This is a genomic window from Brachyspira intermedia PWS/A (assembly GCF_000223215.1).
Classification (GTDB): Bacteria; Spirochaetota; Brachyspiria; order Brachyspirales; family Brachyspiraceae; genus Brachyspira; species Brachyspira intermedia.
In genome coordinates this window covers 920,593-935,409 of record NC_017243.1, presented here as the reverse complement: position 1 = coordinate 935,409, position 14,817 = coordinate 920,593, and the positions used below count along the sequence as shown (strand labels likewise).

Annotated in this window: 12 protein-coding genes and 1 pseudogene; 5 read left to right on the top strand and 8 right to left on the bottom strand. The window is 26.2% G+C overall.

What is annotated here, in order from left to right; all coding sequences use genetic code 11:
• Nucleotides 1–51: 51 nt before the first annotated feature.
• On the top strand, nt 52–1,407 hold the full coding sequence (gene pyrF, locus BINT_RS04115; RefSeq protein WP_014487296.1) for an orotidine-5'-phosphate decarboxylase: 1,356 nt from the start codon (nt 52–54) through the stop codon (nt 1,405–1,407).
• 53 nt (nt 1,408–1,460) lie between these two features.
• On the opposite strand, the gene BINT_RS04110 is transcribed toward pyrF, so the two are convergent.
• Both BINT_RS04110 and BINT_RS04105 read right to left on the bottom strand, forming a co-directional pair.
• On the bottom strand, nt 1,461–2,066 hold the full coding sequence (locus BINT_RS04110; RefSeq protein WP_014487295.1) for a metal-sensing transcriptional repressor: 606 nt from the start codon (nt 2,064–2,066) through the stop codon (nt 1,461–1,463).
• Nucleotides 2,067–2,240: 174 nt separating this feature from the next.
• Nucleotides 2,241–3,929, bottom strand: coding sequence for an FAD-dependent oxidoreductase (locus tag BINT_RS04105; RefSeq protein WP_014487294.1), 1,689 nt, complete (start codon nt 3,927–3,929; stop codon nt 2,241–2,243).
• Nucleotides 3,930–4,206: 277 nt separating this feature from the next.
• Here BINT_RS04105 and BINT_RS04100 point away from each other — a divergent pair, with 277 nt between their 5' ends.
• The 3 genes from BINT_RS04100 to BINT_RS04090 all read left to right on the top strand — a co-directional run bounded on the left by BINT_RS04100 (nt 4,207) and on the right by BINT_RS04090 (nt 5,450).
• A complete protein-coding gene (locus tag BINT_RS04100; RefSeq protein ID WP_041177241.1) occupies nt 4,207–4,410 on the top strand; it encodes a hypothetical protein in 204 nt (67 codons plus the stop codon).
• A gap of 250 nt (nt 4,411–4,660) precedes the next feature.
• Nucleotides 4,661–4,849 carry a putative motility protein gene (locus BINT_RS04095; RefSeq protein WP_041177240.1) on the top strand — a complete coding sequence of 63 codons (189 nt, stop codon included), beginning with the start codon at nt 4,661–4,663 and terminating at the stop codon, nt 4,847–4,849.
• A 199-nt stretch (nt 4,850–5,048) separates the two neighbouring features.
• Entirely contained in the window at nt 5,049–5,450 is a 402-nt protein-coding gene (locus BINT_RS04090) for a helix-turn-helix domain-containing protein (protein WP_014487291.1), read from the top strand.
• Here the strand turns inward: BINT_RS04090 and BINT_RS04085 are convergent.
• From BINT_RS04085 to BINT_RS04060, 6 genes and pseudogenes are all read right to left on the bottom strand, one after another.
• On the bottom strand, nt 5,420–5,965 hold the full coding sequence (locus tag BINT_RS04085; RefSeq protein WP_014487290.1) for an epoxyqueuosine reductase QueH: 546 nt from the start codon (nt 5,963–5,965) through the stop codon (nt 5,420–5,422). The two genes, BINT_RS04090 and BINT_RS04085, sit on opposite strands and share 31 nt — an antisense overlap.
• A gap of 10 nt (nt 5,966–5,975) precedes the next feature.
• Entirely contained in the window at nt 5,976–7,217 is a 1,242-nt protein-coding gene (locus BINT_RS04080) for a DUF6175 family protein (RefSeq protein WP_014487289.1), read from the bottom strand.
• A gap of 126 nt (nt 7,218–7,343) precedes the next feature.
• Nucleotides 7,344–7,994 (bottom strand): type A chloramphenicol O-acetyltransferase, encoded by a 651-nt coding sequence (gene catA / locus BINT_RS04075; RefSeq protein WP_014487288.1) that lies wholly within the window; start codon nt 7,992–7,994, stop codon nt 7,344–7,346.
• Nucleotides 7,995–8,088: 94 nt separating this feature from the next.
• A pseudogene (locus tag BINT_RS04070) lies at nt 8,089–9,005 on the bottom strand (Rpn family recombination-promoting nuclease/putative transposase).
• A gap of 42 nt (nt 9,006–9,047) precedes the next feature.
• On the bottom strand, nt 9,048–10,037 hold the full coding sequence (locus BINT_RS04065) for a glycosyltransferase family 9 protein (RefSeq protein ID WP_014487287.1): 990 nt from the start codon (nt 10,035–10,037) through the stop codon (nt 9,048–9,050).
• 29 nt (nt 10,038–10,066) lie between these two features.
• Nucleotides 10,067–11,185 carry an AI-2E family transporter gene (locus BINT_RS04060; RefSeq protein WP_014487286.1) on the bottom strand — a complete coding sequence of 373 codons (1,119 nt, stop codon included), beginning with the start codon at nt 11,183–11,185 and terminating at the stop codon, nt 10,067–10,069.
• A gap of 122 nt (nt 11,186–11,307) precedes the next feature.
• Here BINT_RS04060 and BINT_RS04055 point away from each other — a divergent pair, with 122 nt between their 5' ends.
• The gene (locus BINT_RS04055; protein ID WP_014487285.1) at nt 11,308–14,697 is read left to right on the top strand and encodes a UvrD-helicase domain-containing protein; all 3,390 of its coding nucleotides are present in this window, start codon (nt 11,308–11,310) and stop codon (nt 14,695–14,697) included.
• Nucleotides 14,698–14,817: the final 120 nt, after the last annotated feature.

Below are 14,817 nucleotides of genomic sequence, written 5' to 3'. Positions count from 1 at the left end.
AGTTTTAAAATATAATAAATAATTTGATTATAAAAATATAAAGGATAAATTATGACAAAATTAACTGAAAACCCAAAAGAAAGATTAATTATAGCATTAGATTTTAATTCTATGGGAGAGGCTACCAAACTTATAGATGAGCTTGGAGATGAGGCTGTATTTTATAAAGTAGGACTAGAACTATTTTTATACACTAAAGGTGAAATAATAGAATATTTGGCTAGTAAAAATAAAAAAGTATTTTTAGACTTAAAATTCCATGATATACCTAATACTACAGCTATGGCTTCATTATTCGCTGCTAAACAGAATGTATTTATGTTCAATGTACATACAAGTGGCGGTAAAAAGATGATGGAAAAAACTGTACAAGAGATAAAAAAACTTAATAAAGATAATTTAATAATAGGCGTAACAATATTAACAAGTCTTTCAGAAAATGATGTAAAAAATATGTTCAGTTCTAATTTACCTCTTACAGATTTAGCAGTTAATTGGGCTAAATTAGGAAAAGAATCCGGACTTGACGGTGTTGTATGCTCTCCTAAAGAAGCAGCTGTTATAAAAAGAGAATGCGGAGAGAATTTCAGAACAATTTGTCCGGGTGTAAGACCTAAATGGGCAGGTACTGATGATCAGGAAAGAGTAATGACTCCTAAAGAAGCTATTGAAAACGGATGTGATTATCTTGTTGTTGGAAGACCTATTACAAGAAATGAAGACAGAGTAAAAGCCTGCAAAATGATTGTTGAAGAAATTTCTGAAGGTATGGAGAACAATAAAAAAGCAAAATCAAAATTGATAGCAGGTGCTTTATTAGAAACTAAAGCAGTTAAACTTAATGTTAAAGAGCCTTTCACATTTGTATCAGGAATAAAAAGCCCTATATATTGCGATAATAGATATGTAATAGGATTCCCTGAGGCAAGAAAAGTTATAGTAGATGCATTTGTAAGCATTTTGAGAGATAAAGACTTTGATGTTATAGCTGGTACTGCCACAGCAGGAATACCTTGGGCTTCTTTCATAGCTTATGAACTTAATAAGCCATTATGCTATATAAGAGCAGAAAAAAAAGAACATGGACGCGGAAAACAGATTGAAGGTGCTGAATGTAATGGTAAAAAATTAATATTGATAGAGGATTTAATTTCTACAGGCGGAAGTTCTATAAAGGCATTTGAAGCTGCTAAAGCTGAAGGGGCTATAGGACTTGAAATTATATCAATATTTACTTATGAATTTGAAAAAGCATATAAAAACTTTGAAGAAGCAGGAATTAAATTCTCATCTCTTTCTAATTTCTCATCTCTTATGGAAATAGCTAAAGATGAAAAATACATAACAGAAGAAGAATTATCTAAGGCTTTGGAATGGAATAAAAATCCGGATGCTTGGGGTAAATAAATAAAATTTAAATAAAATAAAAAGCAAGGGATTATCCCTTGCTTAAAAAATAATTACTTGATAAGTTTTCTCATATATCTGAAGAAATCTTCTTTTTCTTTAGGTGAAATCATACATGTATTCAAAAATACTTCCATAATTTCTTGATTAACACTTCCCATAGCAGCTTTAACGGCTAAAGACTGATTAAGTATATCGCCGCAATATTCTCCTTTAGCAAGCATTTTTTTCATACCTTTGATTTGTCCTTCTATTCTATTCAATCTGATAATAAGTCTTTTTCTTCTCTCAACAGCCTCTTCTCTATCAAATTTAGAAACTTTGTTATTATCTCCAAAATGTTTATTCCAAGCCTTTAATCCGCCTTCTAATATATATAGATTCTTAAACCCTTCTTCTTTCATATACTCTGCTGCTTTTATACTTAGTTTACCAATGGAACAATATAATAAATATGGAGCATCTTTGTCTAATTTAGATATTTCTCTTTTAAACACTCTTGGTTTAAGGAAATCCATAGAAATAGAATCTTCAATCATACCCTCATAATTATGTTCCATCTCCGTTCTTACATCCAATATAACTATATTGTCTGTATTATTGATAATTTCATCAGCCTCCGAAGGAGATAATATTTTTAAATCATTTTCTATTAACATATTTCATCCTTGTTAAAAGTATATCTCTTTTCTTATATTATATAATAAATATAAAAAAATAAAATTATAAAATCTTTTTTTAAGAAAAAATTTGAATTCTATATATTATTAACAATAAAAAGAGCCATTTAATAAAAAACGGCTCTTTTATTATAAAGGTATACAAATATAAAATTATCCGAAATATCCTGTTAATATAGGTTTTCTTCCAGTGCTTTTATCGTTAAAATATTCATATTGAGATAATCCGATAAATCCACCTGAAACATTAACAACATTATTAAATCCGATATTTTGAAGTATTTTGCATGCTGTATAGCTAGTCAATCCTGTTTTGCAAGTTATATATACTGTTCTGTCTTTAGGTATCTCATTATATCTGCTTCTTAAAGCTCCAAGAGGTATATTAACAGCTTTTTCTAAATGTCCTACCGCAAAATCTTCAGGCATTCTTACATCTAGGAAATAAGCATCTTTTTCAACCAATTCTCTAACTTGGCTATAATGAACTTGTTTATAATCTCCATTTCTTAAATTAGAAGCAACATAACCAGCGAAATTAACAACATCTTTAGCAGTACCGAATGAAGGAGCATAGCATAATTCTAAATCTTTAAGATCATCTATAGTGCCGCCGAATTTTATGATAGTAGCTATAACATCTATTCTCTTATCAACATTTCCTTTACCTATAGCCTGAGCACCTAATATTTTACCTGTAGGTACTTCATATATAAGTTTGAAATGCATTAATCTAGCATTAGGCATAATTGATACGCCATCAAAAGGAATAATCTCTACAGTATCATAATCTATATTCAAATTCATAGCTTTAATGAATCCTTCAGAAAGTCCTGTAGAAGCTCCATTATATCCGAATACTTTAATAACTGATGAACTTATAAATCCTCTATTATCAACTGTTCTTCCATTGATATGATCAGCAACTGCCCTAGCCTGTTTTTGAGCAGGTCCAGCTAAAGGAAGTCTGTAATAATCATTGAATAAAGGACTATATACTTCTATAGCATCTCCAACAGCATAAATATCTTTATCATTAGTTCTGTAAGTTGAATCTACTTTTATAGCTTTAGTTTTTCCTAATTCTATACCAGCTTTAACAGCAATATCAGTTTCAGGAGCTACACCTATAGCAAGAATAACAGCATCAGCCTCTATTTTTTTACCTGAAGCTAAAATAACTGTATTTGTATCGAAGCTGTCAACTTTATCATTAACTATTAAATTAACCCCATTATCCATAATTTCTCTATGAAGAATTTGAACCATATCATAGTCAAAAGGCTTCATTATTTGAGGCAATGCTTCTATTATAGTTACATCATATCCTACTTTTTTCAAATTCTCAGCCATCTCAATACCTATAAATCCGCCGCCTATAACAGACACTTTAGCATTTGGCTTTCCATTGAGGAAATTATGTATTTTGCTTATATCAACAACATTTCTTACAGTAAATACATTAACTTTTTCAATTCCCTTAATAGAAGGTACTATAGGTTTAGCACCCATTGAAAGTATAAGTTTATCATAGCTTTCTCTATACTCTCTACCTTCAGATACAACTACAACCTCTTTATTTTTTCTATCTATTGCTACAACTTCACTATTAACTCTTGCATCTACATTAAACTGTTTTAAAAATTTCTCAGGATTCATTAAAAGTAAAGTTTCTTCATTAGGTATGAGTCCTCCTACATGATAAGGAAGAGAACAATTAGAAAAAGATACATGAGGACCTTTTTCAAACATTATTATTTTATCTTCTTCATTTAATCTTCTAAGTCTTGCAGCTGCAGAAGCACCGCCTGCAACACCACCTACTATTAATATTTTTTTCATAGCATAAAACTCCCAGATAGTATTTTATTCTTAATATACCTAGTATATGTATTATTAAAAAATAAGTCAATATTTTTAAGAAAAAAATATAATAAAAAATATTATATTACTATATTAAACAATATTGCTGTAATAATAATGCTTTGTATTTTCACTTAAACTTTAAATTATGAAAATATAGAAAATTTTATACATTTCTTCCATTTTCTATATTTATGTTCATTTTAATAATAAATATTCCGATATTATATGTATAATAAGTCTTTGGAGGTTTTAAATGGGTGTTTCACTTAACTCTATTTATTCATCCGATATGTTTCCATTGACTAGACATATGACTTCTGCAGGATTAAATGTTTACAACTCTTCTGCTTACGGCTCTGCTCAGTCTGCTGATAAAGTTGCAAGCATGGTAACTCCTCAGGGATCATCTGCTCCTATAAATAACAATATTGGAAAGACTTTGGATGTATATGCTTAATTATTAGTTTTGACCAATTATGTGAAAGTTCCGCTCTATAAGTTGATAAAAAATAAAAATAATGAAAACATAATTGGTCATCTCTTTTAACAAAAAAATACATTATGTAAACTATATTGTTATCATAACACATTCTATAGTATTTATTTTTTAATATTTTTAAATATTTTTCTTGATTTAATATAGCATTGATTTACAATTATACAGTAAATTAGTTTTAAATTTATAAATTTAAATGGAGGTATATACTATGGATCTTTCAGCTTATAGTTCTTATTCTACTGGAATGCTTAAACAAGATATTTCTTTAAGCATGATAAGAAAAACTTCAGACATGCAAGCTCAGGCTGTTGATAAAATCATGACTAGCATGCAGCCTCAAGCTGTTTCTGCACCTATGAGACCTGGTGTAGGTGAAAGATTAAGCACTTATGCTTAATTAAAGTAAAGTAATTTTTATAAGGCTGCTGATATTTATTATTGGCAGCTTTTTTATTTTAATGTTAAATAAAATATACCCACTATAAAACACCAAAAATATACTTTTTTCACTAATAATCAAATTATAAATTGTTTTTTTAATTAAAATTTTTGTATATCATAAACAAATAGACATAAGTATAAATGGAGTTTTTTTTATGATGGATACAGAAGTAGTATTAAAAAATTTAGGTCAAAACATAAGAGAGTTAAGAAAAAACAAAAAAATGACTATAGATGAATTAGCTGAAAAATCTTCACTTTCTGGAAAATATCTTCAGGGTGTAGAAGTTGGAAATAGAAATATATCAATCAAAAATCTAAATAAAATCTGTAAAGCATTAGAAACTTCTCCAGATATATTATTGAATATGAAACCATATAATTTAAAAACTTCAGAAGAAAAAATATTTGCAATATCAGAAAAACTCAAAAAATTTGAAGAAAATAAATTAGATTTCATAGGAAACATGATAGATCATTTAAACAATATAATAAAAAACGAAGAAAAAACGAATAATATATTAAATCATCTTATACTAAATTCACATCCGCAATAATTTTGTCTGTAAAGTCCAGCTTCATTAGCTATTATATTAGTCTTTTTAAATCCGTCTTTCTTCTTAAAGTCAAAATGCAAATACTCTATTCCTTCATAATTCTCAGCTAAACTTTTACCTATCATCTCAATAACTTTGCTGTTTTTATGCGGGCTTACAGTCATTACAGTAGCGACATATTTAGCATTTATACTTTCAGCATATTCAAAAGCCTTTTTCATTCTATGCTTAAAACAAATACTGCATCTTGCCCCTTTTTCAGGTTCATTCTCTAAACCTTTTATATCATTATACCATTTAGCAACATCATCATCTTCTTCGGATATATAAGTTTTTATACCCAAAGTATTAGTATAATTTATAAACTCATCTCTTCTTCTTTTATATTCTTCTATTGGATATATATTAGGATTATAAAAATAAAATACTGTATCATAATCCTCTAAAATAGTACGAGGATAAGACATACAAACAGCACAGCAAGTATGAACCACTAATTTTTCTTTCATTGCCATAATAGAAAAATTACCTCTTACTTGCTTTTAAAGTGATAGTTTTATCATCAAAGCTATTTATTATTATCTGATAGCCCATATTTTTAGCTTTAGAATTAATATCAACAGCCAAATCTCTGCTGCTTCCTACATAAGTAACAACATATCTTGAAGACTCTCCGGATACTCCTCTATTATAAATGTTTTTTAATCCACCTATATTCTTTTTCATGGCTTCTTCAAAACCTATAGACTCATTAAAGTCAAGTCCGCTTACATATATAGTATACTCTGTACCGTTCTGAACTTCGCTTTGCCATTTATTAACTATCTGATTAACAAAATCATCTGATACATAATCTGCTGATTTTACTAAAGCTATAGAATGTGCATCCTTATCACTTCCTCCAACACCTCCTGCCTGATGTGTAGCACGGGCTATAGTAGAATAATCTGATATATTAATGGCTGTTATTGCAACATCACTTCTATAACTTTTCATAGCAGTGCCTTGTATAGTTGTGAAGAAAGCTGCATCTGCTTTACCTATTATAGCTATTTGTGCCCCTGTAGCATCAGCTATCTTTTTTATTGAAGAAGATGAACGGGAACCTCTTGTATCTTCGTAAGTTATATTTTCTTTTCTCATTACATTTTCTAAAGATGAAGGACTAACAAATTTAAATCCTTTCTCACTCATATTTTTTTCTAATTCTACATTAAAAGATTCGCTTAAATTTCCTGTTTCATCTGTAACAAGCACAACTATAAGAGGAAGATTTTTTCTGTCCATAAGTATGCCCATTGCCTGAAGATTATCCTGAAGCATGTCCACACCAACTGTAGCCTCTATTTTAGAATACCAAACAGAACCGGATTTAGATATATTCATAACTTTATAGGCAGATATATAACCTGTTGTATTATCATATATTTTAGAGCTTATAAGTCTGTTATTTTCTACCAAAGTACTTCCATTAACTATAGAACCAACTGCCTGCTCTACTGCATTTCTTTTAGCACTTTCAATGGATCTTTCTATAGCATCAGCCTCACCTCTTCCATCAGCAGATGCATAACCTTCAGCGATTATTTTTGTGGTTTTTCCGCCTTTGAAATCAGGATTCTTCCAATTATTAACTATTCCTATTTCTCCAGTGTCTTCTCCTACATATACTCCGCCGCTTGATGTGCTTTTAGAAGTTGTAGCACAGGATATAAAAAATAAAGATAAAAATATAAATAGATATAACTTATTCAATGTAAATTTCATATTATCATAAACCTCAATTAATATAACTATAAAACTCTTATTACAAATAAAAAATAAAATTTTTAATTAAATATAATGTTATTAACATATATTTTATAATAAAGTTATATTTTTTCAAGAAAGAATTCAATATAATAAATCGAATTCATCAAATTCATGCTGTAAATCCTCAAAGAAAATACCTACATGATATCCATCGCATACACTATGATGTATTTGTAGTGCTAATGGCATTATTATATTGTTTTTATCATCTGTATAATATTTTCCTATAGTAAATATCGGAGCTAAATACTCAAAACTATTTGGTAAATTAAGATTAAAGCTAGTAAAAGTTGATAATGGAAGAGATGAAATATTAAATATATTTTTTATATCACATGGCTTAGCTAAAAAAGTTTTATTTTCTCCATAGGTTTCCATATCCGAAATATAATTTTTATAAAACAAATCAAATTTTTCATTATATTCTGTATGGATAGATGAAAAAGTTTTTGTATCATTATGAAATATGGTATAACTTGGATTAATAATATCATAATAGCCAAGTTCTTTATTATCATTCAATACCATTTTAAATTCTTTGTATTTATTTACAACTTTTGATATTAAGTAAATAACAGAGGCATAAAATTTAATATTCTTATCTTTAACAGCTTTTTTAAATTTTGTGATATTTAAAGGCACTGTTATACTATATGTACATGGAATATTATTCATATACATTTCATAATGTTCTTTTCTATTATAATTATTTAAATCTATTTTATTAAACATATTACAATTATATTTTTACAATTTTTTTATATCTTTCTATATTTATAAAAAAATTATTCGCTTTTAGCATATTTTAAGTAAACTCAAAATATACTCATAATTTTTTTATCTCTTCTATACTTAATCCTGTATATTTTGATATTGTATTCAAATCAACTTTATCTCTCTTCATATTTATAGCCATAGATATTTTTGTTTTCTCTATACCTTTCTCTATACCTTCTTTTATCCCTTTCTGAATACCTATTTCTATACCTTCTCTTTTTCCTTCCTCTCTCTCATACTGAAGCATAGCAGCCTGTCCGTAAAGAAAAGTATCTCTTTCATTATAGGCAGACATCTCTTTTTCATCAGCTACAAATCTTTTATATTTATCTATAACTTTAGGCATTATATCATTACCTCCTATAAGTTTATCAATTCCTTTTTCTAAATCTTTTGTTGTAAAAAAATCAATCCAAGATAAAAGTTTATTTTTATTATAGTCATATATACTAGCATTTTTTAATATTTCTGCAAACCTTTTTATCTCTATAAAATGTATCTGAAAATCGTCCAGTCTAAGATTAGGATTGTTAATATCTGAAAATGTTAAACATTTATGTTCTTTTTTATATCAGTTTCGCTTCCAATATCTAAATTAAAATTGATAAAACTAATACTAATCATTTGGCTTATATTAATGTATAAATCACTTTCTTTTAATTCTGAAGCTATATTTTTAGCTATGTAATACAATATTCTTTTTATAAAATTGTTATTTCCTACTAACTGTATTTCAATAAGTATTTTCTTACCATCTTTAGTTTTTGCTTTAACATCAAGAATAGACTCTTTTAAATTTTCATTTTCAGGTAAGTTATAAGGATTAATAATTTCAAGATTGCTCACAGATTCAAAACCAACATCATTTAAAACAGCATTAACAATATTTTCTAATATATCCTCATCGCCTTTAGTACCAATTAGATATCGTACAAATAAATCATTGAGTCTGTTAATTTCTTTCATAACTTAATTATACTAAAAACATTTTAATTTGTCAAAATAAGATTAAATAGCTTTATAAACAGACAAAAGTGAAGGAAGAATTTCTTCAGGCTCAAGTTTTTTTAAGCAGTCAATAGTTTTGCACCCTCTTTTCATATACTCACAATGAAAACTTTTTAATGCTGTGCAGTATTTTTTTCTTGCCTCTATATTTATAGCTTTATCTCCTCTAGCTCCATAAATCAAAGGTAAAGTATCTCCGAATATACCTATAGAATATATATTGCAGGCATTAGCTATATGCAAAGGGGCACTATCTCCACCAATCAAGGCATAAGAATGTTTTATTACTGATATAAGCTCTCTTATACTCAATTTATTAGTAAAATCATCAGTTATTATATTGCCTAATCTTTTTTTCATCTCTTCAGAAAAAACTAAATCATCTTTAGCACCTATCAATATTATAGGCACTTGTTTTTCTTTATAAAACATCTCTATAAGTTTTGAAAAATTATCTATTCCATACCTTTTACTTATTCTAGTAGCCCCGCCATGAACAAGCAAAGCATTTTTATAATCTTTCATTTTATTAATACCGAATTCATTTTCTTTTTCATTCAAAAAGATTTCTGTATTTATTCCGTCTGTTTCTATATTCATAGGTTTTAATATAGAAAGTATCGTATCTACTATATGTCTTTTATGTTTTTTCCAAGAAGTTTTTTTATTAAGAAGAAATCCTCTGCATTCACTGTTTACACCTGCTCTTATTGGTATTTTTGCCTTATATAGAAGTGAAGCCCCATAAAATGCTGTTGTAGCTGTAATACCTATATCATAGTTCTGATTTTTTATATATTCTAATGCTTTATCATCTCTGACTATAATATTATTTATATAAGGATTCTCTTGTAAAATATCTATTCCCCTAGCTCCATTTACAACATCAATAATACAATCATTATAATGTTTTTTTATGGCTCTTATTAAAGGAGTTATAAATATAGTATCTCCTATATAATTCATTCCTATAATCAATATTTTTATCATATATAAAACTCTTGATAATTATTATTAAATTATGATAATCTTCGTCTTTTTAACATTCTTTCCTTTTTTGATTCTAATGCTCTTTCTTCATTGTATATTTTCATAATCTCAAAGAATAGTATAAAACTTAAAGGGCCTAATATAATTCCTGAAAGTCCAAAGAATAATACACCTCCAAGTATAGCAAAGAAAATAAATAATGGATGAAGTTCTATTCTGTTTCCAAGAAGCAAAGGACGTACAAAATTATCAGGTATTGTAATAAAGAACCATGAACATACTATAAATATAATGGCTTTAATAATTTCTCCGTTTATTAGAAATAATATTCCTAGCGGTATCCATATTATAGTAGTTCCTATTATAGGCATGAAAGATGCTATTATAGTAAGAAATGCAAATGTAAATGAATTTGAAACTCCAAATATAGTGTATACTATAAAAGCACAAAGACCTTGAAACATTCCTGTAAATAAATTTCCAAATACTATTCCTTTTATACCTTCAGAAACTTGCTTTATAAGTCTGTCAAGATATTTTGCATCTATAGGAACTAATGTTCTTACCTGACCTATCAAATATTCTCCGTCTACAAAAAAGAAAAATAATGAGAACATCATAAATATAAATGAACTTACAAATCCACCTGTACTTTTTAATAAACTAGCTACATTTTGAGTAAGATATGAACTTATAAATGTTAAATTTGAAAGAGAAGAATCCTGTATCCTTTTTAATATACTTTCCATAGATACATCTATAGGCAAAGATTTAAGGAAATTATTTATATTAGAATTATTCATAACTTCATTAACATCTAAATTCATAAAATATTTAATACCAATGTTTGAAATATCTATAAGCTGAACTATTATAGTATAGGCTAATATGCTTGTAGGAACTAAAAATATAATTAAAGATATAAGAGAAAAAAGCAATGCTAAAGTATTTTTTTTGATTATAGAAAGCTTGTCTGTTTTTTTATAGCTATCACCCATAGCCTTTATAAAAAGAGGATTTAATATGACATAAAAAACAACGGCAAAGAATATTATCATGCCGAAAGGTCTTAACAATTTATACATTATAAATATAGACAGGAATATAAAAGCTATAAAGAAAATATAGCCTATATTGTTTTTATTCATAAAATCTCCAAAATAAAATAGTCCAAATTAATAAAATTAATTAGGTTTTTATAATAATATATATAATATATTTTTCAAGCATTTTAATTTGAATTATTAAATATTTATGTTATCATATAAAAATGGTATTCAATTTAAATGATAAACAAAAAGATATAATAAAATGTTTTGAAGATAATGGCTTATGCTTTGTTAATGCATCGGCAGGAACAGGAAAAACAAGCACTATAACAGAAATATATATAAAATTATTAGAAAATAGAGAAAAAGTTTCAAATATAGTAGTTATCACTTTCACAAAAGCTGCAGCTAATGAAATGCTTTTTAGAATAAGATCCAAAGTAAGAAATAAAATAGATTCTATAAAAAATACAAATGATGAAAAATCTCTAAAAGAAAAAAAATACTGGCAGAATGTTTATAAAGATATACTTACAAGTGCTAAAATTTCAACAATAAATGCATTTGCCAATTCTATAGCTATGGAAAATGCAATGTATCTTTCCATACCTCCTAATATGGCTATATTGGAAGATAGTATTGATATTCAGGAAACATTAAAAAGCGAGATTTTAAATATTTTAAGACAATCAAAACATGCAGAAATCATACGTTCTCTATATAGAATATCTACAGAAGACAGTAAAAATAAATTTGCCCAAAGAATACTGCATTTCTTACTAAAAATAAAGCCAAGACTAGAAAATATAAATAGATTTGAAGAAAGAGCATTAGAAATAATAAAAATAGATGATAAAGAATATAATAAGCTATATAACAACATATATAATTACAGTATAGAGCTTATAAATGATAATCTAAAAAGCGGTAAATTCATAACAGAATGCAAAAATAGAATATCTCTTCTCCTTCAAAAGATTGATTTAATAAAAAATAAAGAAAAAATAAAAAAATTAAAATCAGAAGATTATGAATATATTAGAATTGCATTAGATAATGTATCAGATGCTAAATTAGGAAATACAAAGCATGATGAATTTAGAGCCGTGTTGGAAGATTTAAAACAATGCACTAAATCTATGTTTCATTATGTTGATATATTATATAACGAAAAAAATTACAAAGCGGTAATAGATTTTATAAAAGAAACATACAATCATATAGAAAAAATAAAATCTAATATAGGTATATACTCTCATGAAGATATGATGTATAAAGCCATAGAAGCATTAGAAAATAACAACATATCAAAAGAAATAAGAGATAATATATCGGCATTAATATTAGATGAAGCTCAGGATACAAGCATTTTACAATTTGATTTCATAAATTTAATAGTATTCGGACAAAGAGAAATAACAAGCAAATCAAAAACAGATAAAAAATTAATGATAGTAGGAGATAGAAAGCAGTCAATATACAGATTCAGAAATGCTGATGTAAATGCCTTCACTAATACTCAGGAAAATTTCAGCGATTATGTAAGATATTTAAAAGATAATTACAGAAGCAATTCTATGCTTATAGATTTCTTTAACGATTTATTCAAAAGTACAGTATTTATAAATGATGATATTAATTATAAAGATGAAGATGATTTGGATTATAATAAAAAAACAGATGATAAATCAGTATCTTTACTAATATTAAATAACAATATAGAAGATGAGAGCATTCATTTATATGCCGATGATAAAACAGAATTAGAAGCCTATGCAATAGCTGAGTATATAAAAAATAATTATAGTAATGATTATAAAAACACTGTGATACTTCTTCCAACATTCAGTAGATTAGATAAATATTTAAAAGCATTATCAGATTATAAAATACCGTACTATATAGACGGCGGAAATAAATTCTACTCAAGAGAAGAAATAGTATTAATAAAAACATTCTTGGAATATTTAATATTAAGAGATCATGCAAAACTTCCTGAAATTCTTAGAAGTGAGTTATTCGATATTGATATAGGCAATTTATCAGATTTCCTATTCAGCTTATATGTAAGAAATCTGGATATAAAAGATTATTTTCCAAAAATGATATATGATGAAAATAAATATAAAGAAATAGAAAATATAGCTAAATCAAAAAGTTATTATAATCAATTAAAAACAGCCAAAGAATTATTAAACAGCATAGAAAGTAAAATACCTATGATGAATGCCGCTGAAATAATAGAAACTATATGTATTGATACTAATTTCTATAATTATTTAATGACTATGAATGATGCGGAAATTTCCTATGCCAATATAGAAAAATTGAAAAAAATAGCAAATGATTTTGAAAATCAAACAGGCAATAATATTTATGATTTTGTACTCAATCTAAAAAATACCAATGATAATGAAGCCTACTCTGCTATACCGAAATTATCAGTAGAATCTGTAAAAATAATGACTATACATAAATCTAAGGGACTTGAATTTAATAATGTATTTGTTGCTGGAATAGGCGGTCATATAAGACCTAATTTATCAGATTTTGATTTTATAGAAGATTCATCATTTATAAAACTTCCTGTAAAAAATAAACATTATACTGTAGATTTCTCAGCCTTAAATACTGACTACAATAAAAAAAGCGAATTTTCAGAAAAAAGAAGATTATTATACGTAGCATTAACAAGAGCATCAAACAATTTAATACTTTCAGGGGAACATACAAAAGAAGAAACATACAGATCATATTTAGATAAATATTTTCATGATGAAACAAAGAAATACAAAGCAGATATTATAAGCGAAGATACAGAAGGATTAATAAAAATTGATGATCTAGAAAATAAATTTATTGATACATATTTCTACGGATTAGCTATAAAAAGAGAAGAAGAAATAGATATTAAAGATGCTCAGTCAATAAAAGAAAAAATAAATAGTCTTTCAAAAGAAGATAAAAAAGAAAATAATAATGAATATATAAAAAATATTAATCCGTCTTTAAATAACAAGTTCAATAAAAATTATGTTAATATATCAGAGCTTCTTGATAGAAAAATATCAAAACTTGAAAATGATATAAATAATACAGATAATGAATATAATGAGGACATAGAAGTTATATCATATAAGGATATAGGAATAATAATACATAAAATGCTTGAATATTTTAATTTTGATAAATACAAAAAAGAAAAAGAAAAATATTTAGATAAAATAAAATCATATATTTTGAAAAGCAATAATCATTATAATAAAGAGCAATTAACAGAAATATTAAATACAGCATTTAAAAAACTATTTGAAAATTATCATATACAAAATATACTTAATGGTGATGAAGAAATAGTATCAAGAGAGCATACATACCAACATGATAACGGGAAAAAATTAATAACTGGAAAAATTGATATTATAACTAAAAATAAAAATGATGAATATTATATAATAGACTATAAAGTAGCAGAAGAAAGCGAATATAATATAAATAAATATCAAGATCAATTAAATATTTATAAGTTTATGTTTGAAGAAGTTATGAAAACAAATAATGCTGATATAGATAAAAATAAAATAAAAACTGATATTATATTCCTTAAATAAATTATGAATATCAAATTTTAATCATATTTATTATAAAATACACTGTATTTATATATTATTACAATATATTTTTATTAATTATTTCTATTATATTAATAATTTTCTTTACTTTTTTCTATT

Bases quoted from the DNA above. Each gene is read 5' to 3' on its own strand.
- pyrF (WP_014487296.1), top strand. From the start codon at position 52: ATGACAAAATTAACTGAAAACCCAAAAGAAAGATTAATTATAGCATTA.
- BINT_RS04110 (WP_014487295.1), bottom strand. From the start codon at position 2,066: ATGTTAATAGAAAATGATTTAAAAATATTATCTCCTTCGGAGGCTGAT.
- BINT_RS04105 (WP_014487294.1), bottom strand. From the start codon at position 3,929: ATGAAAAAAATATTAATAGTAGGTGGTGTTGCAGGCGGTGCTTCTGCA.
- BINT_RS04100 (WP_041177241.1), top strand. From the start codon at position 4,207: ATGGGTGTTTCACTTAACTCTATTTATTCATCCGATATGTTTCCATTG.
- BINT_RS04095 (WP_041177240.1), top strand. From the start codon at position 4,661: ATGGATCTTTCAGCTTATAGTTCTTATTCTACTGGAATGCTTAAACAA.
- BINT_RS04090 (WP_014487291.1), top strand. From the start codon at position 5,049: ATGATGGATACAGAAGTAGTATTAAAAAATTTAGGTCAAAACATAAGA.
- BINT_RS04085 (WP_014487290.1), bottom strand. From the start codon at position 5,965: ATGGCAATGAAAGAAAAATTAGTGGTTCATACTTGCTGTGCTGTTTGT.
- BINT_RS04080 (WP_014487289.1), bottom strand. From the start codon at position 7,217: ATGAAATTTACATTGAATAAGTTATATCTATTTATATTTTTATCTTTA.
- catA (WP_014487288.1), bottom strand. From the start codon at position 7,994: ATGTTTAATAAAATAGATTTAAATAATTATAATAGAAAAGAACATTAT.
- BINT_RS04065 (WP_014487287.1), bottom strand. From the start codon at position 10,037: ATGATAAAAATATTGATTATAGGAATGAATTATATAGGAGATACTATA.
- BINT_RS04060 (WP_014487286.1), bottom strand. From the start codon at position 11,185: ATGAATAAAAACAATATAGGCTATATTTTCTTTATAGCTTTTATATTC.
- BINT_RS04055 (WP_014487285.1), top strand. From the start codon at position 11,308: ATGGTATTCAATTTAAATGATAAACAAAAAGATATAATAAAATGTTTT.